Origin of the sequence: Tsukamurella paurometabola (assembly GCF_900631615.1) — a bacterium.
Lineage (GTDB): Bacteria > Actinomycetota > Actinomycetes > Mycobacteriales > Mycobacteriaceae > Tsukamurella > Tsukamurella paurometabola_A.
The window spans coordinates 346,249-365,752 of sequence record NZ_LR131273.1 but is presented as its reverse complement, the minus strand read 5'-3'; the positions used below and the strand labels follow the sequence as shown (position 1 = coordinate 365,752).

Sequence of the window (19,504 nt, the reverse complement as noted above, 5' to 3'; positions counted from 1 at the left end):
GACGAGGAGGTGCGAGACGATGGGACAGCTGACCGGCCCCACCGACCCGAGTGCCGACGCGCACTGGCACGTGCACGAGGCCCGGCGCGGCTTCTTCACGGACACGTCCATCTGCATCGGCTGCAAGGCGTGCGAGGTGGCGTGCAAGGAGTGGAACCGCAACCCGCGCGACGGTGACCTCGAGCTCACGGGCATGTCCTACGACAACACCGTCGCGCTCGGCGCCAGCACGTGGCGGCACGTGGCCTTCATCGAGCAGGACCGCGAGCGGATCGAGCAGGCCCGCGAGTCCGGCCGCGCCCTCGTCGGCCTGGGCATGCCCGCCGTGCGGGGCGCCGCGGCGCCGGTGAGCGACGAGATGCCGGCCTGGGGCGAGGCCGACATCACGCCGCCGGACACCCCCGAGTTCCGCTGGCTCATGTCCTCCGACGTGTGCAAGCACTGCACCCACGCGGGCTGCCTCGACGTGTGCCCCACCGGCGCCATGATGCGCACCGAGTTCGGCACCGTCGTCGTGCAGAACGACATCTGCAACGGCTGCGGCACCTGTGTCGCGGGCTGCCCCTTCGGCGTCGTCGAGCGGCGCAGCGACGGCACCGTCGCCCCGACAGTGCGCGAGGGCCACCGCAAGGGCGAGCAGCCCCCGGTCGACAACCGCGGCATCGCCCAGAAGTGCACCCTCTGCTACGACCGGCTCCGCGACGACGAGACGCCGGCGTGCGCCAAGACCTGCCCCACCACGTCGATCAAGTTCGGTGAGCGGGAGGAGATGGTCGCGACGGCCCGCGAGCGGGTCGCGCAGCTGCACGCCCAGGGCATGCCCGAGGCGCGCCTGTACGGCGCCAACGACAACGACGGGGTCGGCGGCACCGGCTCGGTGTTCCTGCTGCTCGACGAGCCCGAGGTCTACGGCCTGCCGCCCGACCCGCGGGTGTGCACCGCCGACCTCATGACGATGTACAAGCGCGCCGGCACCGCCGCCGCGGGCATGATCGCCGCCGCCGCGGTCTCCTTCCTCTCGGCGCGGAAGAAGGGCCGCCGGTGACCAGCTCCGAGTTCGACCAGTTCCGCCCGCCGAAGCCCGAGCGCCGCGGCAAGCGCGGCGACGGTGCCCCGAAGCGCCGGCGACCGGACGACCTGATGGTGCCCGAGGCCGTGATCGAACACGTCGACGGCTACTACGGCCACCCGATCGTGAAGCCGCCGCCGTGGGAGGCCCCGGTCGGCGCGTACCTCTTCCTGGGCGGCGTCGCCGGCGGCTCGGGCCTCCTCGCCGCGGGCGCGCAGCTCGCCGGGTATCCGGCGCTGCGGCGCAACGCCCGCCTCGCCGGGCTGGGTGCCGCCGGCGTGGGCGCGCTGGCCCTCGTCGTGGATCTCGGCCGCCCCGAGCGCTTCCTGCACATGATGCGCACCTTCAAGGTCACCTCGCCGATGAGCGTGGGCTCCTGGATCCTCTCCGGCTACAGCGGGATGATCGGCGTCGCGGCCGCGGCGGAGGTCGACCGCCTCCTCGGTGAGTGGCTCCCGCTCGGCCCGCTGCGGAAGGTGCTCCGGTTCGGGGAGGCGCCCGCGGGGCTCGGCGCCGCCGTCTTCGCGACCCCGCTGGCCGCGTACACCGCGGTGCTCCTCGCGGACACGGCGATGCCGACCTGGAACGCGGCGTACAAGGACCTGCCGTTCGTGTTCGTCAGCTCGGCGAGCCTGGCCGCCGGCGGCCTCGCGCTGGTCACGACCCCGGCCGCCGAGGCCGGTCCGGCCCGGAACCTCGCGGTGCTCGGTGTGATCGGCGATGTGGCCGCGACCCGGATCATGGAGTCCCGCATGGATCCCGTCGCCGCCGAGCCGCTGCACCACGGCACGCCGGGGAAGCTCATGCGGTGGGCGGAGCGCCTCGCCGTCGCCGGGGGCGTGGGCGCGCTGCTCACGGGCGGTCGCCGGGGCCGGGTCCGACGGTGCCTCGCCGCCCTCTCCGGCGGGGCGCTCATGGCGGCATCGGCCTGTACGCGCTTCGGCGTCTTCGAGGCCGGCCTGGAATCGGCGAAGGACCCGCGCTACACGATCGAGCCGCAGAAGCGGCGCCTCGCCGCACGTCGCGCCGCCGGGAACACCGGCGACTCGATCACCGGATGACGATGCGCCCGGCCGGCCCCGCGACGGTCCGGCCGATCACGGGGTAGCCGGGGACCTCGCCGACCACCAGCAGGCCGCCGGAGGTCTGCGCGTCGGCGAGGAACAGCAGGTCGTCCTCCGCGACGCCGTCGGCGTCGAGATGAGGCGCGACCCAGTCCAGGTTGCGTCGCGTACCGCCGGAGACGAAGCCGTCCCGCAGGGCCTCCCGTGCACCGTCGACCAGCGGCACCGCGGCGGCGTCGATCTCCGCGGAGACCCCGGACGCCCGGCACATCTTGAACAGGTGGCCGAGCAGGCCGAAGCCGGTGACGTCGGTCGCCGCGCGGGCGCCCGCGTCGAGCGCCGCGGCGGCGGCGTCGCGGTTGAGCGTCGTCATGGTCGCGATGGCGGCGTCGAAGACCTCACCGGTGCGCTTGTGCCGGTTGTTCAGCAGACCCACCCCGATGGGCTTGGTGAGGGTGAGCGGCAGGCCGGCTGCTGCGGAGTCGTTGCGCAGCAACCGGTCCGGGTGCGCCACCCCGGTCACGGCCATTCCGTATTTGGGCTCGGGATCGTCGATGCTGTGCCCGCCGATCACCGGGCACGCCGCCTCCTGTGCGACGGCCAGGCCGCCGCGCAGCACCTCGGTCATCAGCTCCATGGGCAGCTGTTCGCGGGGCCAGCCGACCAGGTTGATCGCCATCACCGGACGCCCGCCCATCGCGTAGACGTCGGAAAGTGCGTTGGCCGCGGCGATCCGGCCCCAGTCGAAGGCGTCGTCGACGACGGGGGTGAAGAAGTCGGCGGTGGAGAGCACGGCGAGGTCGTCGGACAGCCGGACCGCAGCGGCGTCGTCGCCGTCGTCGAGGCCGACCAGGACGTCAGGCGCGACCTGCCCCTGCAGGCCACGGACCGCGTCCTCGAGCTCGCCCGGCGGGATCTTGCAGGCGCAGCCGCCGCCGTGCGCGAACGAGGTGAGCCGGGCGATCTGGTCGGTCATGATCCCACCGTAGCCCCGCACCGATCAGACCCTTCGCGGGGCCGGGGAGGCGACGTACGGCTATGTTGGTCGGCGGAGGTGTCCGGGTTCCTGGTGGGCCCCCCGGTCTTCAAAACCGGTGAGGTCGAGTATCTCGGCCTGGCGGGTTCGATTCCCGTCCACCTCCGCCAAGTGTCCGCGCGCCGCGGGACGAGGCCGGAGCCACGAGGAGGACGGATGACGGACCCCCGCAGGCGGATTCCCCGCACCGACCACCTCCTGGCCGCGCCGTCCATCGCCGCCGCGGCGGAGCGGCTCGGCGAACGCCGGGTGCGCGCCGCCGTCGCCGCCGCCCAGCAGGCCGCGCGCCGCGGCGAACTCGCGCCGGAGGATGTCACGGCGACCGTCGAGCGGGAACTCGCGGGGGCCTCGCCCGCCTCCCTGCGGCCCGTCCTCAACGCCACCGGCGTCGTCGTTCACACCAACCTCGGGCGGGCCCCGCTCTCGGCCGCCGCCGTCGCGGCACTCGTCGACGCCGCCGGATACACCGACGTCGAACTCGACCTGGGCACCGGCGCGCGGAGCGGGCGCGGGGTGGCCGCACGGGCGGCGCTGCTCGCCGCGTGTCCCGCTGCGGAGGAGGCGCTCGTCGTCAACAACGGTGCCGCGGCCCTCGTCCTCGCCACCACCGCGCTCGCCGCCGGCCGCGAGGTGGTCATCAGCCGCGGTGAGCTCATCGAGATCGGAGCGGGCTTCCGCCTGCCGGATCTCATCGCCTCCACCGGCGCCCGGCTGCGCGAGGTCGGCACCACGAACCGCACGCACGCCCGCGACTACGCCGAGGCCGTCGGCCCGGAGACCGGCTGCGTGCTCAAGGTGCACCCCAGCAACTTCCGCGTCGAGGGCTTCACCGCCGACGTTCCGCTCGCCGAGCTACGTGCCGTGTGCGGTGAGGTCCCGCTGGTGATGGACCTGGGCAGCGGTCTCCTCGCCGCAGACCCGGCCCTGCCGGGCGAGCCCGACGCCGCCTCCGCCCTCGCGGCCGGTGCCGACGTGGTGACCGCGAGCGGCGACAAGCTGCTCGGTGGACCGCAGGCCGGGATCCTGCTGGGCCGAGCCGAGCTGGTGTCCCGGCTCGCGAAACACCCGCTCGCCCGGGCCGTCCGCGCCGACAAGCTCGTACTCGCGGCGCTGGAGGCGACCGTCGGCGGGCCCGAGGCGCCCGTCCTGGCGTATCTGCACGCCGACCCCGCGGCCCTGCGGCGCCGCGCGGAGCGGCTCGCCGCGGAGGTGGGCGGCACCGTCGTGCCGCACGACGGCCGCGTCGGCGGCGGGGGCGCGCCGGGGGTTCCGTTGCCCGGCTGGGCGGTTCGGCTGCCCGAGGCGATCGCGGCGCCGCTGCGGGCCGGGAGCCCGCCGGTCCTGGCGCGCCTGTCCGACGGTGCCTGCCTGCTCGACCTGCGCTGCGTGCCGGAGGAGGCGGACGAGGTGGTGGCCGAGGCGGTGCGCGCGTGTACGTCGTAGCCACCGCGGGCCACGTCGATCACGGCAAGTCCACGCTGGTCCGCGCACTCACCGGGATCGAGCCCGACCGCTGGGCGGAGGAGCAGCGCCGCGGCCTCACCATCGACCTCGGATTCGCCTGGACCGCATTGCCGTCCGGTCGCGAGCTCGCCTTCGTCGACGTTCCCGGGCACGAGCGCTTCCTCGGCAACATGCTCGCCGGCCTGGGTCCCGTGCCCGTCGTGTGCTTCGTGGTCGCCGCCGACGAGGGCTGGAGCGCGCAATCGGACGACCACCGGGACGCGGTCGCCGCCCTCGGGATCGAGCACGGGCTGATCGTGGTGACGAAGGCCGACCGGGCGCCCGGCGCCGTCGCGGCGGTGACCGCACGGGCCCGCCGCGCGCTGGCCGGGACCGGGCTGAAGGACGCGCCCGCCGTTGCCGTGTCCGCCGTCACCGGTGCCGGGCTCGACGAGCTGCGTGGCGCGCTCGACGCCGTACTCGCCGATGTGCCGCGACCCGATCCGGATGCCCGCGTGCGGATCTGGATCGACCGCGCCTTCTCCGTGGTCGGCGCGGGCACGGTCGTCACGGGCACGGTCGCCGCGGGCACGGTGCGCGTCGGCGACGAGCTGGAGTTGCTCGGTGCCCGCGGCGCCCGCCGCGTCACGGTGCGCGGCCTGCAGCGGCACGGCACCGCCGCGGACGCCGTGGGCCCGGTCTCGCGCGTCGCGGTGAACCTGCGCGGAGTCGCGGTCGAGGAGATCCACCGCGGCGATGCGCTGCTCACCCCGGGGCAGTGGCCCGCAACCGGCGTCGTCGACGTGCGGCTGGCACCGTCGGATCCCGAGGCGCCGGTCCCCGAGTGGCTCACGGTCCATGCGGGGACCGTCGCGGTCCCGGCCCGCGTCCGGCCGTTCGGCGGCGTGCACGCCCGGCTCACGCTGGCACGCCGGCTGCCGCTGGTCCTGGGGGACGCGCTGGTGCTGCGGGATCCGGGGGAGAAGCGGATCGTCGGGGGAGCGCGAGTACTCGATGCGGACCCGCCGCCCCTGCGTCGCCGCGGCGACGGTGCCCGCCGGGGCGACGCCCTCGCGGGACGGGGCGCTGACGGGGACCTGCTGGCGGAGGTGGAGCGCCGCGGGGCGGTGCGGCGTGAGCGCCTCGACGACCTCGGTTACGGGGTGGACGTGCCGGAGGGGGTACGGGTGGTCGGGCCGTGGTGGATCCACGAGGCCGCGATCGACGCGTGGCAGGCCCGCCTGCGTGGGCTGGTCGCCGACCTGCACGATCGGGACCCGCTGGCCGCGGGGCTCTCCCTGGGCGCCGCGCGGGAGGGGCTGGGCCTACCGGACCCGTCGCTCCTGGCGACGGTGCTCGACGGCGCGGGGCTCGAGTCCGAGGGCGGGCGGCTTGCGCTGCCGGGGCACCGCACGGACCTGGGGCCGGCGGAGTCGGCCGTGGCGGACATCGAACGCCGTCTCGCGGAGGCGCCCTTCGCCGCCCCGGAGGCCGACGATCTGGCGGCACTGCGGCTCGGCACCCGCGAGCTCGCGGCGGCCGAGCGCGCGGGACGGCTGCTGCGGCTGGCGGAGGGCGTCGTGCTGGCCCCGCGTGCGCCCGCGCTCGCCATGCGGGAGTTGGCGCGGCTGCCGCAGCCCTTCACCGTGTCGCAGGCGCGGCAGGCGCTGGGCACCAGCCGGCGGGTCGCGGTTCCCCTCCTGGAGTTGCTCGACGCACGGGGCTGGACCCGGCGGCTCGACGCCGGCCGGCGCGAAGTCGCGCGCTGACGGCTCGACGGAAAGTGTTCCAGCGCACAGTGTCCGCGGTCACATTTTAGGTCATTGCTTAAAGATTGGCGGCACGGCCCCGGCGCTAGGACACTCTTGGTCATGACCAATTACCGTGATTTCAAGAGCCTCACCGCCGACCCGACCGCCGGCACCGTCTACGCCCGTCTCGCGGACATCCACGACGACGCCGCACTGCCCACCGCCGCGCCCCGCTCCGGATTCGCCGCCGCCGGCCTGCGCGCCGCCCTGCAGCGTTTCGTCACCGCGAACCCCGAGTACACCGGCCCCGCCGCGCTGCGCTTCTGATCCTCCCCGCTCCATCCCTCAGGCGCGGTGGCCGCGCACCAGCCGGTCACCGTCCGGCGTGCGCCGGTAGAGCACCTCGCGTCCGCTCCGAGCCCGGTCGACCAGCCCGTTCTCGTGGAGCACCCGCAGGCTCTGCGACGCCGCCGACGGCGTGACCTCCAGCCGCCGCGCCAGTTCGCTGACCGCCACCGGCTCGTCCAGGGCGTGCAGCACGTCCGCCTTCGCCCCACCGATGAGACGCCGTAGTGCGCCCGGTGGAACCTCTCGCATCGACTCCATGAGGGTCGCGCTGCCGCGCGCCGGATAGCCCGCGTGCGGCATCGCCGTCTCCGGGGAGTGCGCGCTGACGAGGCGGGTGAGGAAGACGCTGGGGATCAGGATGAGTCCGCGCCCCGCGGAGGCGTATTCGCCGGATCGCGTGTACGCCAGATCCAGCCGCAGCCGGCCGTCGCGCTCCCAGGTCAGATTCGGGTTGAGCGAGGCGAACAGCTGCGTCGGGCCGCCGATCGCCAGCTCGCGGCCGCGGAACGTGATGTCCGATTCCAGGATCCGGTTGACCGACGGCCAGATCGGGGCGATCACCACCCGGTGGTAGCGCTCCAGCGCGCCCGCGATCCGCGGCCCCGCCCGCTCGGGATCGTCGAGGAGGCGCGCGAGCGCGGGCGACGGTTCCTCGCCCTCACGGAGTTCGTCCAGCTGTGCGTGGATCAGCGCCGGATCGGTCGACGCGATGGCGGCGAGTCCGTCGTCGAGGGACGGCCGTGCGTTGCCGGGCTCCGGCATCGGGGTGAGGAAGTCCGGGATCGCGGTCCCCGACGGTGCCACCAGCGCGCTCACGAGCCGGTGGTCGTACCGGTCGCGCTGCGCCTGGGCATTGCTGCGCCAGCGCTGCAGATGGGCGGAGCTCTCGTGCGTCGTGTTCAGGTGGAACAGGCTCAGCGAGGTCTCGTTCATCGGCGCCAGGACGAAGCGCACGTCCGAGAGGTCCCGGACGTCGAGCACGTAGGTGAGCATGAGACGCCCAGCTTAGGGCGGTGTCGGCGCCCGCGCGCGCCCTTCGCGACTTAACGGCGTTGGCCCTGATCCCTTCCTGGCGATTCACGTGCGACGCGTGCTCGCCACTCCCCGGTAGTCAGCGCGCGCGGCTCATCAGGTGCAGCAGCGCGGGGCCGAGGAGCGGCGTCGTGAGTGCACGGATCATCAGGTCCTGTACGCCGAGGTGCAGGCGGCTGGGCGGGGCGAAGCGCGCCATCCCGGCGCGCGCCTGCCGTTGGCGCTGCGTGATCTCCGGTCGCAGCGCCGCCTCCCAGGCGTCCAGTGCCGCCTCGACGTTCTCGGGGTGCTCGACGATCGCGCGCCCCAGTCGGTCCGCGCCCGCGAGCGCGAGCCCCGCCCCGTGGCCCGCGAACAGGGAGACGCACCACGCCGCATCGCCGACCAGCACGACGCGGCCGCGACGCCATCCGTCCATGACCACCTGGCTCACGGAGTCGAAGTAGGCGTCCTGGGTGCCCGCGGCCCGTCGCGCCGCCTCGTGCACCGGGCCGGTGAGGTCGCCGAAGTGCGCGGCGACGGCCGTGGCGGGGGAGGTGGCCGGGCCGGCGTCCCCGGTGCGGTAGGTGAAGAACGCCGACGGTGCGTGGCTGCGGGGGTGGAAGACCGCCGCGGTGCGCCCGACGTCGATGAACGTGCTCGCCGTCTGCTCCGGGAGGCCGCGCGGAGCCTCGCCCAGGGGGAAGGCCGCCACTGCGTGCCGCAGGTCGCGGACGTACTCCTGTTCCGGCCCGAACGCGAGCTCGCGGACCCCGGAGTGCAGGCCGTCGGCGCCGACGAGCAGGTCGGCGCCGTGGACGGTGCCGTCGCTGAACGTCACGCGGAGCGGACCGTCGATGTCGTCGATCGCGGTGATGGTGGTGCCGAACCGGACCTCGACGGTCCCGTCGATCGCGCTCCACAGCGCCTCCTCGAGGTCGCCCCGGAACACGGTCAGTGCCCGCGACCCGAGTGACTGTTCGGCGAGGGCGGCGGGCATCGTGAGCCTGGTCGAGCCGTCGGCACGGACCAGGAGCGAGGTGAAGATTCCCTGGTCGCGCTCGAGAAGGGCGGGCACCATGCCCAGGCGCTCGGCGGCGTCGAAGCCCGGGCCCAGGAGGTTCACCAGGTATCCGCCGGTGCGGCGGGCAGGCGCGCGCTCGGCGACGAGAACGCGGTGACCGTCGCGGTGCAGTCGCAGCGCGGTCGCCAGGCCGGCGATCCCGGCACCGGCGATGACGATTCGCAAGGGATGTTCGGTGGGCATGCCGTCCTCCTGGTTTGAGCGACTGTTCAGACCGAGTATGAGCGAATGTTCATACTGGGCGCAAGGCGACCCTGCCGACTCGTAGAATCGACGCATGCCCAGGGGAGTCGCGATCGACGGTGCGCGCCAGCGCCTGTTCGCCGCCGCCGAGGCGGTGATCCTCCGCGACGGCGCGGGCGGACTGAAGGGCCGTGCGGTCACAGCGCGGGCCGGGGTCGCCACGGGGCTGCTGCACGCGCACTTCGACGACTTCGAGGGCTTCCTCGCCGCCTACGTGATCGACCGCAGCTTCCTGCTCGGCGCGGAGGCGGGGGACGTGGCACCGTCGGGGCAGGGGGCGGAAACGACGGTGGCGGAGGCGCTCTGCGCGCAGCTCGATGCGTTGCCGCAACCCGCGGCCACCGCCTTCGCCCGCCTGCTGGCCGCGCGACCGGACCTTCGCGACCGCGCCGCCGATGTCCTGGGCGCCGACGCGGCCGGCTTCGAGGCGGTGACGAGCGCCGTGCGCGAGCGTCTCGCCGCCGAGGAGTGCGCCGGCCGCCTGCCGCCGGCCGTGCACGTCGGGGATCTCGCCTACGCGGTGGTCGCGGTCGCGCTGCGAGCCTGGTGCGCCGGCGATCCCCCCGAGCGATGGCATGCCGCGGTACGCGCGATCGTCGACGCGCCCGCGGACCGCACGAGGAGCTGACGCCCGGGGCCGTGTCCGGGGCCCGGGATCAGCCGCGCGTGACCGCGTACTGAATGAGGTCCGGTCGCTGCCGGAGGCGCCCGATCGCTCTCCGCCCCATCAGCCACCAGAAGGTCGCACCGAGCCCGACGCCGACGAGGACGCCGAGCCACGCCAGCGGGCCGGGAAGCAGAACCGCGAGCAGTGCGCACGGGAGTGTGGTGAGCGCGAGGACGCCCATGGAACCGAATCCCCACCCGATCGCGGCGCCGCTCGACGAGGTCCGGGTGGAGAACGACATCATCTTCCGGGCCTCCGGGACCGGGTAGGGAGCGGTGGCGGAGGCGAGGGCGACGAGACCGGCACCCACGCCGATCATGCAGGCGGTCACGGCCACGGGCACGGCCACCCGGTCGAACGGGGCGCCGCCGAAGGCGCGGACCACGATCACCGGCACCACCGCGATCGGGGTGACGACGATCGCCCACGCCAGTTGCCGGCCGCGGACGTCCGCCGGCGCGGCCTCGGGGACGAGCGCGACGTGCCAGAAGGACTTGCCGTCCAGCCCGTACAGGTTCAGTGCACCCAGGACCGCCATGAGAAGCACCATCCATGCGCCCCATCGCGCGTTGAACGGGAAGTCGTCGAGGAACAGCGGGAGGACGCCGCTCATGACGGCGAACGCGATCGGGGAGAGGAGCTGGTAGCGGCGCCGGATGTCGCCACCCCAGAGGGAGAGCTCGCGCGCCACGACGGCGCCCCGCGGGCTCGCGCGCCATCCGCCGCGCCGGTAGCCGCGCCGCTCGCGACCGGTGCGGGACTCGGTGGGCGCGGGGACCCGGCCGGCGAAGGTCCGATCGATGAGGCGCTGCCAGGTGCCGAGGAGCGCGGCGTCGAGCGCCGCGAGCCCCAGCACGGCGGCGATGGCGATCGCCCACTCGCCGTGCGCCGCGCGCGCGACGGCGGCGATGCCCCAGGCGAACGGGACCGCGGTGGCGACACTCCAGCCCTTCCCGTCGGAGGCGGTGATGATGCCGTTGAGCAGGAACTGCCCGGCGTACAGCGCACAGAATCCGGCGACGAAGAGCAGCAGCGCCGCCTCGCGCGCTCGCCGGGTCCGCGCCGCCTGCGACAGGGCCAGCGAGATCACGCGGGACAGGGCGACGACCAGGACCAGCGTGAGGACCGCCGCGGGCACGGCGAGCACCAGCGTGACCGGCGCCAGCGCGGCCGAGTAGGCGACGACGGAGAGGAGCGCGAGCGCGGTGAGCGGAACGGGCACGCCGATCAGCGAGGCCAGGAGCAGCGCGCGGGCCAGGGGCGCCGAACGGAGCGGCAGGAGGGTGAACTGGCGCGGCTGCAGGGTGTTGTCGGAGAAGCCCGACAGCGCGGGCAGGTACGCCCACATCACGCCGATGCCGACCAGCCCGGCGCCGATGAACCCGCCGGCGGAGTCGCTACCGTCGAGCCCCGCGGCCACCGCGCCGACGACGAGCGCCACTGCGCCGCAGGCGCCCAGCACGCCGACGACGATCGTGGCCGCGAGCCGCCCGCCGGTGGACCGCCGCTTGTACAGGGTCCACTGCATCGAGGCGACGACCCGGTTCAGGGACGCATCGGGCGTCGTCACGACTGCAGCCACGACAGTCCGCCCGTGTGCGCGGGCCCGCCGACCAGGCGCACGAACGCCTCGTCGAGCGTGCCGCCCGCGCGGATCTGGTCGACGGTGCCGGCCGCTGCGACCCGTCCGCCGTTGATGACCGCGACGTGGGTGCAGAGTTCGGCGACGGTGGCCATGACGTGGCTGGAGAGGATCACCGTGCCGCCGCCGCGGACGTACTCCACGAGGATCGTCCGGATCGTGGTGCTGGACACGGGGTCCACGGACTCGAAGGGTTCGTCGAGCACCAGGAGCCGCGGGCTGTGCAGGAGGGCCGCGGCGAGGCCGATCTTCTTCGTCATGCCGGCCGAGTAGTCGGCGATCACGGTGCGATCGGCACCGGCGAGACCCAGCACGTGGAGGAGTTCGTCGCGCCGGGCCGCGATCACCCCCTCCGGCATGCCGCGGAGTCGGCCGAGGTAGGTGAGGAGCTCGGCGCCCGTGAACTGGTCCGGGAGTGACAGGCCGTCGGGAAGCACCCCGAGGAGCTGTTTGGCGGCGATCGGATCGCCCCAGACGTCGACGCCGAAGACGAGGCTCCGGCCCTGTGCGGGCCGGAGCAGGCCCACGGCCATCGACAGCGAGGTGGTCTTGCCCGCGCCGTTCGGGCCGACGAGGCCGAACATCGATCCCTGCGGCACCCACAGGGACACGCCCGACACCGCCGGCGTGCCCCCGAAGGCGACGTGCAGGTCCTCGAGGAGCAGTGCCGGCGGTGCTGGTGTGGTCATGCCACGAAACTAGTTCACGATCTAGAACATGTCGATGCGGATCGCCGCGTGGGCGGCGCGCGGGTCAGGACTCGCGGAACTCCGCGGAGGTCAGGCCCTGTTCCTCGGCCTTGCGCAGCTCGACGCGGCGGATCTTGCCGCTGATCGTCTTCGGCAGCTCGGCGAAGGCGATGCGGCGCACGCGCTTGTAGGGCGCGAGGTGCTCGCGGCTGTGGTCGAAGATCGACTTCGCCGTGGCCTCGTCCGGGCTGTGGCCCTCGGCGAGGACGATGTACGCCTTCGGCACCGCCAGGCGCAGCTCGTCCGGTGCCGGGACGACGGCTGCCTCGGCCACCGCATCGTGCTCCAGCAGAACCGATTCCAGCTCGAAGGGACTGATCTTGTAGTCGCTCGACTTGAAGACGTCATCGGTGCGGCCCACGTAGGTCAGGTAGCCGTCCGCGTCCTTCGAGGCCACGTCGCCCGTGTGGTAGACGCCGCCCTCCATGACCTTGGCCGTCTTCTCGGCATCGCCGTGGTACCCGACCATGAGGCCGAGCGGGCGCGGGTCCAGGCGCAGGCAGATCTCGCCCTCGTCGACGCCCTGCTCGCCGGTGGCGGGGTCGACGAGCACCACGTCGTACCCGGGGCAGGGGCGGCCCATCGAGCCGTCCTTGAGCGGCTGGCCCGGCGTGTTCGCGACCTGCACCGTGGTCTCGGTCTGTCCGAAGCCGTCGCGGATCGTCACGCCCCACGCGTTCCGGACCCGGGAGATCACCTCGGGGTTGAGCGGCTCGCCCGCGCCCACGACGACCCGCGGCGGGGTCGACAGCGCGCTGAGGTCGGCCTGGATCAGCATGCGCCACACCGTGGGCGGCGCGCAGAAGCTGGTGACGCCCGCGCTCTCCATCTGCTTCATCAGCGCGGCGGCGTCGAACCGGTTGTAGTTGTAGATGAACACGCAGGCCTGCGCGATCCACGGGGTGAAGACGTTGCTCCACGCGTGCTTCGCCCAGCCGGGCGAGCTCACGTTGAGGTGCACGTCGCCGGGGCGGAGGCCGATCCAGTACATGGTCGACAGGTGACCGACGGGGTAGCTCGCGTGCGTGTGCTCGACCAGCTTCGGCGCGCTGGTGGTGCCCGAGGTGAAGTAGAGCAGCAGGGTGTCGTCCGCGTGCGTGACGTGCGAGGGCGTGAAGTCCGACGGTGCGGTGTACGCCGCGGCGAAGGACTCCCAGCCCGGTACGGGATCGCCGACGGCGATCCGGGTGACCTGCGCGTCCGCCGGGACCCGCTCGGTGAGCTCGCTCCGGACGATGACGTGCTTGGCGCCGCCGCGCGCGATGCGATCGGCGATGTCGGCCTCGGCCAGCAGGGTGGTGGCCGGGATGACCACGGCGCCGAGCTTGATCGCGGCGAGCATCACGTCCCACAGCTCGACCTGGTTGCTGAGCATGAGGAGGATGCGGTCGCCCGGCTGCACGGCCCGCTCGCGGAGCCAGTTCGCGACCCGGTTGCTCCGCGCGCTCATCTCGGCGTAGCTGAACTTCGACTCGGAGCCGTCCTCCTCGACGATCCACAGGGCGGGGGCGTCGTTGCCCTCGGCCACCCGGTCGAACCAGTCGAGCGCGAAGTTCCACTCGTCGAGCTGCGGCCAGCTGAACCGCTCCCGCGCCGCGTCGTAGTCGTCGGCGAGCTCGACCAGCAGGTCGCGCGCGGCGAGGAACTCTCGATACCCCTGTGTGCTAGCCACTTTCAGATCCTCCGGTTGATTACTTGGATATCCAAGTATATAGTGATGACCGACACATCGCGCAAGAACCCGCGATGTACCTCGATCGAAGAGAGAAGGACACACCATGGCTGTACGGGCGATCCCGCACTTCATCGATGGGCGACGGGTCGAGGGCACCGGCCGTTCCGCGGACGTCTTCGACCCGAGCACCGGCCAGGTGCAGGCCACCGTCCCGCTGGCGAGCACGGCCGAGGTCGACGACGTGGTCGCGCGGGCCAAGAAGGCGCAGGTCGAGTGGGCGGCGTTCAACCCGCAGCGCCGCGCCCGCGTCTTCATGAAGTTCATCGAGCTGGTCCATCAGAACGTCGACGAGCTCGCCTCGCTGCTCTCGAGCGAGCACGGCAAGACCGTCGCCGACGCCAAGGGCGACATCCAGCGCGGCATCGAGGTGATCGAGTTCTCGATCGGGATCCCGCACCTGCTCAAGGGCGAGTACACCGAGGGCGCCGGTACCGGCATCGATGTCTACTCGATGCGGCAGCCGCTCGGCGTGGTCGCGGGCATCACGCCGTTCAACTTCCCGGCGATGATCCCGCTGTGGAAGGCCGGCCCGGCCCTCGCGTGCGGCAACGCCTTCGTCCTCAAGCCGTCCGAGCGCGACCCCTCCGTGCCGGTGCGCCTCGCCGAACTGTTCATCGAGGCGGGCCTGCCCGAGGGGGTCTTCCAGGTCGTGCACGGCGACAAGGAGGCGGTCGACGCGCTGCTGAACAACCCGGACGTCAAGGCCGTCGGCTTCGTCGGCAGCTCCGACATCGCGCAGTACATCTACGAGACCTGCGCCAAGAACGGCAAGCGCAGCCAGGCCTTCGGCGGCGCCAAGAACCACATGGTGATCCTGCCGGACGCCGACCTGGACCAGGCCGTGGACGCCCTCATCGGCGCCGGCTACGGCTCCGCCGGCGAGCGGTGCATGGCGATCTCCGTCGCCGTGCCCGTCGGCGAGGAGACCGCGAACCGCCTGCGCGAGCGCCTCGTCGAGCGCGTGCAACAGCTGCGCGTCGGCCACAGCCACGACCCGAAGGCCGACTACGGGCCGCTCATCACCCCGGCGGCCGTCGAGCGCACCAGGAACTACATCCAGCAGGGCGTGGACGCCGGCGCCGATCTCGTGGTCGACGGCCGCGAGCGCACCAGCGACGAGCTGACCTTCGGCGACGCCGACCTCTCGGGCGGCAACTACCTCGGCCCCACCCTGTTCGATCACGTCACCAAGGACATGTCGATCTACACGGACGAGATCTTCGGTCCCGTGCTGTGCATCGTCCGGGCCAACACCTACGAGGAGGCCCTGGCACTGCCCACCGAGCACGAGTACGGCAACGGCGTCGCGATCTTCACCCGCGACGGTGACGCCGCGCGCGACTTCGTCTCCCGCGTCGAGGTCGGCATGGTGGGCGTCAACGTCCCCATCCCGGTGCCCGTGGCGTACCACACCTTCGGCGGCTGGAAGCGGTCCGGCTTCGGCGACCTGAACCAGCACGGCCCGCACTCGATCCTCTTCTACACCAAGACCAAGACGGTGACCTCGCGCTGGCCCTCGGGCATCAAGGACGGCGCGGAGTTCTCCATCCCCACGATGCACTAGGAGCGGCACGTGCCCTACCCGAACCTGACGGGGGACGACCTCGCCATCGTCGAGATGGCGCGCGACTTCGCCCGCAAGCGCCTCGCGCCGTACGCACTCGAATGGGACGCCGCCAAGCACTTCCCGGTCGCGGAGATGAAGGAGGCGGGCAGCCTCGGCATGGCCGCGATCTACACCCGCGAGGACGTGGGCGGGTCCGGCCTGCGCCGGCTCGACGGTGTCCGCATCTTCGAGGAGCTCGCCAAGGGCGACCCGGTGACCGCGGCGTTCATCTCGATCCACAACATGTGCACCTGGATGGTGGACACCTACGGATCCGAGGAGCAACGGCGGGAGTGGATCCCCAAGCTGGCGCCGATGGACGTCATGGCCAGCTACTGCCTCACCGAGCCGGGTGCCGGCTCGGACGCGGCCTCACTGACCACCCGGGCCGAGCGTGACGGCGACGACTTCGTCCTCAATGGCACGAAGCAGTTCATCTCCGGCGGCGGCGCCTCCGACCTGTACGTCGTCATGGCCCGCAGCGAGGGCGAGGGCGCGCGCGGCATCTCGACCTTCCTGGTGGACAAGGGGACCGAGGGCCTGTCCTTCGGGCCGCCCGAGGTCAAGATGGGCTGGCACAGCCAGCCCACCACGCAGGTGATCTTCGAGAACGTGCGGATCCCCGCGTCGCGCATGCTCGGCGGCGCCGAGGGGGCGGGCAAGGGCTTCGGCATCGCCATGAACGGGCTCAACGGCGGCCGCCTCAACATCGCCGCCTGCTCCCTCGGTGGCGCGCAGGCCGCCTACGACCTGGCGCTGCGGTACATGACAGAGCGCGAGACGTTCGGCCGGAAGCTGATCGACGAGCCGACCATCCGGTTCGCCCTCGCCGACATGGCCACCTCGCTCGAGGCCTCGCGCCTGATCCTGTGGCGTGCGGCCACGGCGCTCGACGAGAACGATCCCGACAAGGTCGAGCTGTGCGCCATGGCGAAGAAGTTCGTCACGGAGACCTGCTTCCAGGTCGCGGACCAGGCGCTGCAACTGCACGGCGGATACGGCTACCTGCACGAGACCGGCGTCGAGAAGATCGTCCGCGATCTGCGCGTGAACCGGATCCTCGAGGGCACCAACGAGATCATGCGGATGGTGATCGGCCGCGCCGAGGCCGCCCGCATCCAGGGCAAGTAGGAGGAGACCTCTCATGAGCACGATCGCATTCCTCGGCCTCGGCCACATGGGCGGCCCGATGGCGAAGAACCTCGTGGCCGCGGGGCACACCGTGCGCGGCTTCGACCTCGTGCCCGCGGCGCAGGACGCGGCGCGCGCGGCCGGCGTCACCGTGATCGACACCGCCGAGGAGGCCGTGACCGGCGCCGACGCCGTGGTCACGATGCTGCCCAACGGGGCCATCGTGACGTCCGTGTACGAGGCGGTCCTCCCGAACGCGGCGAAGGGCACCCTGTTCATCGACAGCTCCACCATCTCGGTCGACGACGCCCGGGCCGTGCACGCGCTGGCCGAGGCGGCCGGGATGCAGCAGGTGGACGCGCCGGTCTCCGGCGGCGTCAAGGGGGCCGACGCCGGCACCCTCGCCTTCATGGTGGGAGGCGACGACGCCGCCTTCGCCGCGGCCCAGCCGGTGCTGGAGCCGATGGCGGGCAAGGTCATCCACTGCGGCGGCTCCGGCAACGGGCAGGCCGCCAAGGTGTGCAACAACATGATCCTCGCCGTGCAGCAGATCGTCGTCGGCGAGGCCTTCGTCCTCGCCGAGAAGCTGGGCCTCGCGGATCAGGCGCTGTACGACGTGGTCACCGGCGCCACCGGCAACTGCTGGTCGCTGCACACCAACTGCCCCGTGCCGGGGCCGGTGGCGGGGGCACCGTCGGGCAACGGCTTCAAGCCCGGCTTCGCGACGGCCCTCATGAACAAGGATCTGGGCCTGGCGATGGACGCCGTCTCGTCCACCGGTGCGAGCGCGCCGCTCGGCACGCACGCCGCGGAGCTGTACTCTGCGTTCGCGCAGGACAACGGCGACCTGGACTTCAGTGCGATCATTCAGACGCTGAGGTAGGAACCACGACGAGGAAGGCGGGCGCGATGGCAGAGCCGGACCCCCGGGACCCGATCGCCCGCGCCCGCCGCAACTGGGAGGACGCGGGCTGGGGCGGCGAGATCGCCTCCGGCATGGAGGCGGTCACGTCCGTGATGCGCGCGCACCAGATCCTGCTCGCGCGGATCGAAACGGCGCTCAAGCCCTTCCGCCTGTCCTTCTCCCGATTCGAGCTGCTGCGGCTGCTCGCCTTCACCAAGCGCGGCGAGCTGCCGATCTCGAAGGCGAGCACCCGGCTGCAGGTGCACGTCTCGTCGGTGACCCACGCGATCGACCGGCTCGGAGAGGCCGGGCTGGTCGAGCGCAAGCCGCACCCCACCGACGGTCGCACCACCCTCGTCGCCATCACGCCGGACGGTCGGGAACTGGTGGAGAAGGCGACCGTGGTGCTCAACGACGTCTTCGCCGACATCGGCATGCCCGACGACGAATCCGCCGCGCTGGTGGAGGCGATCCGTTCCCTGCGCCGCTTCAACGGCGACTTCTGACCGGCGCGCCCGGGGCGCGGGCCACCGTGCCGTCGTCCGACGGTGCGCGGTGCAGGCTCCGAGCGCACGACGCGAAGGCGGCCGCGAGCCCCGCGTGCACGACCAGGACCACCGCGAAGGCACGCTGCGCGGGCATCCCGGAGGCCAGCGCCGTGTAGCCGGTTCCGAGCGTGGCGACACCCAGTGCGAACGCGGCCTGCTGCGCCGTCGAGACCAGCCCGCCCGTCAGGCCGGCGATGCGATCCGGCACCGAGCCCATGATCGTCCCGACCAGCGGCCCGAACTGCATCGCCTGGGCCGCGCCGACCACGATCAGGGCGGGCTGCACCGCCCACGCCCAGACCTGCGGCGCGGCGAGGCCGCTCACCGCGAGCGCGAGCAGCCCGACGGCGTTGAGTGCCGCGCCCACCGGCATGGTCCGTTCGCCGAGCCGGCGATGGATCACCGGCTGCGCCAGCGAGACCGCCACGAAGGCGGCGCCGTACGGCACCAGGGCCACGCCGGAGGCGAGGGGAGTCATCCCGAGCGCGTGCTCGCTCACCAGTGCGTACTCGAAGACCAGTGCCCCGTAGCCGGAGAAGAACAGCAGGGCCATGAGCAGCCCGACCCGGATCGGCCGGTGCGCGAACACCGACGGCGGGAGCATCGGGGCACCGCCCGCCGCCTCCGCCCGACGCTGCCCCGCCCAGAAGATGATCGCGGCCGCGGCCGCGACGGCGACCAGCAGCGCGGACTGCGGCGGCCAGCCGAGCGTCCCGCCCACCGAGAGCCCGGTGAGCAGGGCGAGCAGCGCCACCGTGAGCAGCGCCGCACCGCGGTAGTCCAGCGGGAGCCGGCGTTCCGCCCGGGTGTCGGGCACCGCCCGCGCGCCGGCGGCGGCGACCAGGGCGATTCCGGCGGCCGACCACCAGACCGTTCGCCACCCGAGCCCGGCCGGATCCCACGCGAGCAGGGCGCCCCCGAGCACCTGACCGCCGCAGAAGCCGAGGCCGGCGGTCGCCGCGATCACCGCGATCGCGCGGCGCCGCGCCTCACCCGTGGCGGTGGCCTGCACCGTCGAGAGCACCTGCGGCGTGAAGGCCGCCGCGCCGAGGCCCTGCGCCGCGCGCAACACGATCAGTGCGGTGATGTCCGGGGCGAACCCGGCCGCGACGGAGGTGATCCCGACCGCGGCGAGGCCGGCCAAGAAGATGCGCCTGCGTCCGCGATTGTCGCCGAGCCGCCCGAACAGGACCAGCGCCGTCGCGAACGTCGCCGAGAACGCCGCCAGGATCAGCGTCTGCTGCGCCGGTGACGCGGAGAGCCGCCGCGCCACCTCCGGGACGGCGACGTTCGCCGACGCGAAGAGGTAGGTCGTGAGGAAGTAGGCGACGCCGAGGACGGCGAGCCCGCGGTGGCCCAGGGACACGGGTGCGGAGGTCATGGCCCCGACGGTGCCCGGCGTTCATCCGGGTATCCAGATGGTCCGGATCCTAGTAGTGACACCACCGGGCTGCTCGCGCGGTCGCGGGGCGG

General features: G+C 73.0%; 17 protein-coding genes and 1 tRNA gene. 11 read left to right on the top strand and 7 right to left on the bottom strand.

What is annotated here, in order from left to right:
- The first annotated feature begins 19 nt into the window (after positions 1-19).
- Together ELY19_RS01850 and nrfD are read left to right on the top strand one after the other, a co-directional pair.
- The gene (locus ELY19_RS01850) at positions 20-1,045 is read left to right on the top strand and encodes a 4Fe-4S dicluster domain-containing protein (RefSeq protein ID WP_126194682.1); all 1,026 of its coding nucleotides are present in this window, start codon (positions 20-22) and stop codon (positions 1,043-1,045) included.
- Positions 1,042-2,130, top strand: coding sequence for an NrfD/PsrC family molybdoenzyme membrane anchor subunit (gene nrfD, locus ELY19_RS01845; protein ID WP_126194681.1), 1,089 nt, complete (start codon positions 1,042-1,044; stop codon positions 2,128-2,130). Before ELY19_RS01850 ends, nrfD begins: the two co-directional genes overlap by 4 nt.
- Here the strand turns inward: nrfD and selD are convergent.
- Positions 2,120-3,109 (bottom strand): selenide, water dikinase SelD, encoded by a 990-nt coding sequence (gene selD / locus ELY19_RS01840; protein ID WP_126194680.1) that lies wholly within the window; start codon positions 3,107-3,109, stop codon positions 2,120-2,122. The two genes, nrfD and selD, sit on opposite strands and share 11 nt — an antisense overlap.
- Before the next feature lie 74 nt (positions 3,110-3,183).
- On the opposite strand from selD, the gene ELY19_RS01835 reads away from it, so the two are divergent.
- The 4 genes from ELY19_RS01835 (at position 3,184) to ELY19_RS01820 (ending at position 6,690) form a co-directional block, all read left to right on the top strand.
- Positions 3,184-3,279, top strand: a tRNA-Sec gene (locus ELY19_RS01835).
- Positions 3,280-3,325: 46 nt separating this feature from the next.
- Complete coding sequence (selA, locus tag ELY19_RS01830) at positions 3,326-4,612, top strand: L-seryl-tRNA(Sec) selenium transferase (RefSeq protein WP_126194679.1); 1,287 nt, start codon at positions 3,326-3,328, stop codon at positions 4,610-4,612.
- Positions 4,600-6,381: a selenocysteine-specific translation elongation factor gene (gene selB / locus ELY19_RS01825; RefSeq protein ID WP_126194678.1), complete on the top strand. Its 1,782-nt coding sequence runs from the start codon at positions 4,600-4,602 to the stop codon at positions 6,379-6,381. Before selA ends, selB begins: the two co-directional genes overlap by 13 nt.
- Before the next feature lie 102 nt (positions 6,382-6,483).
- Positions 6,484-6,690 (top strand): hypothetical protein, encoded by a 207-nt coding sequence (locus ELY19_RS01820; protein WP_126194677.1) that lies wholly within the window; start codon positions 6,484-6,486, stop codon positions 6,688-6,690.
- A gap of 18 nt (positions 6,691-6,708) precedes the next feature.
- Here the strand turns inward: ELY19_RS01820 and ELY19_RS01815 are convergent, their stop codons facing one another.
- Both ELY19_RS01815 and ELY19_RS01810 read right to left on the bottom strand, forming a co-directional pair.
- A complete protein-coding gene (locus ELY19_RS01815; RefSeq protein ID WP_126194676.1) occupies positions 6,709-7,704 on the bottom strand; it encodes an ArsR/SmtB family transcription factor in 996 nt (331 codons plus the stop codon).
- A 118-nt stretch (positions 7,705-7,822) separates the two neighbouring features.
- Positions 7,823-8,989 (bottom strand): FAD-dependent oxidoreductase, encoded by a 1,167-nt coding sequence (locus tag ELY19_RS01810; protein ID WP_126194675.1) that lies wholly within the window; start codon positions 8,987-8,989, stop codon positions 7,823-7,825.
- A gap of 94 nt (positions 8,990-9,083) precedes the next feature.
- Between ELY19_RS01810 and ELY19_RS01805 the strand changes: the two genes are divergently transcribed.
- Complete coding sequence (locus ELY19_RS01805; RefSeq protein ID WP_126194674.1) at positions 9,084-9,677, top strand: TetR/AcrR family transcriptional regulator; 594 nt, start codon at positions 9,084-9,086, stop codon at positions 9,675-9,677.
- Positions 9,678-9,705: 28 nt separating this feature from the next.
- Here ELY19_RS01805 and ELY19_RS01800 read toward each other — a convergent pair whose 3' ends face one another.
- From ELY19_RS01800 to ELY19_RS01790, 3 genes are all read right to left on the bottom strand, one after another.
- A complete protein-coding gene (locus tag ELY19_RS01800) occupies positions 9,706-11,286 on the bottom strand; it encodes an ABC transporter permease (protein ID WP_126194673.1) in 1,581 nt (526 codons plus the stop codon).
- Complete coding sequence (locus tag ELY19_RS01795) at positions 11,283-12,047, bottom strand: ABC transporter ATP-binding protein (RefSeq protein WP_126194672.1); 765 nt, start codon at positions 12,045-12,047, stop codon at positions 11,283-11,285. Before ELY19_RS01795 ends, ELY19_RS01800 begins: the two co-directional genes overlap by 4 nt.
- Before the next feature lie 64 nt (positions 12,048-12,111).
- Positions 12,112-13,779 (bottom strand): AMP-binding protein, encoded by a 1,668-nt coding sequence (locus ELY19_RS01790; protein ID WP_126194671.1) that lies wholly within the window; start codon positions 13,777-13,779, stop codon positions 12,112-12,114.
- Positions 13,780-13,885: 106 nt separating this feature from the next.
- Between ELY19_RS01790 and ELY19_RS01785 the strand changes: the two genes are divergently transcribed.
- From ELY19_RS01785 to ELY19_RS01770, 4 genes are read left to right on the top strand one after another with little or no spacing between them, the layout of a single operon-like run.
- The gene (locus tag ELY19_RS01785) at positions 13,886-15,406 is read left to right on the top strand and encodes a CoA-acylating methylmalonate-semialdehyde dehydrogenase (protein WP_126194670.1); all 1,521 of its coding nucleotides are present in this window, start codon (positions 13,886-13,888) and stop codon (positions 15,404-15,406) included.
- 54 nt (positions 15,407-15,460) lie between these two features.
- Positions 15,461-16,579, top strand: a complete 1,119-nt coding sequence (locus ELY19_RS01780; RefSeq protein WP_126198644.1) for an acyl-CoA dehydrogenase family protein — start codon at positions 15,461-15,463, stop codon at positions 16,577-16,579.
- Positions 16,580-16,592: 13 nt separating this feature from the next.
- On the top strand, positions 16,593-17,462 hold the full coding sequence (gene mmsB, locus ELY19_RS01775) for a 3-hydroxyisobutyrate dehydrogenase (protein ID WP_126194669.1): 870 nt from the start codon (positions 16,593-16,595) through the stop codon (positions 17,460-17,462).
- 26 nt (positions 17,463-17,488) lie between these two features.
- Complete coding sequence (locus ELY19_RS01770) at positions 17,489-17,989, top strand: MarR family winged helix-turn-helix transcriptional regulator (protein ID WP_126194668.1); 501 nt, start codon at positions 17,489-17,491, stop codon at positions 17,987-17,989.
- On the opposite strand, the gene ELY19_RS01765 is transcribed toward ELY19_RS01770, so the two are convergent.
- Entirely contained in the window at positions 17,973-19,412 is a 1,440-nt protein-coding gene (locus tag ELY19_RS01765; protein ID WP_126194667.1) for an MFS transporter, read from the bottom strand. The two genes, ELY19_RS01770 and ELY19_RS01765, sit on opposite strands and share 17 nt — an antisense overlap.
- Positions 19,413-19,504: the final 92 nt, after the last annotated feature.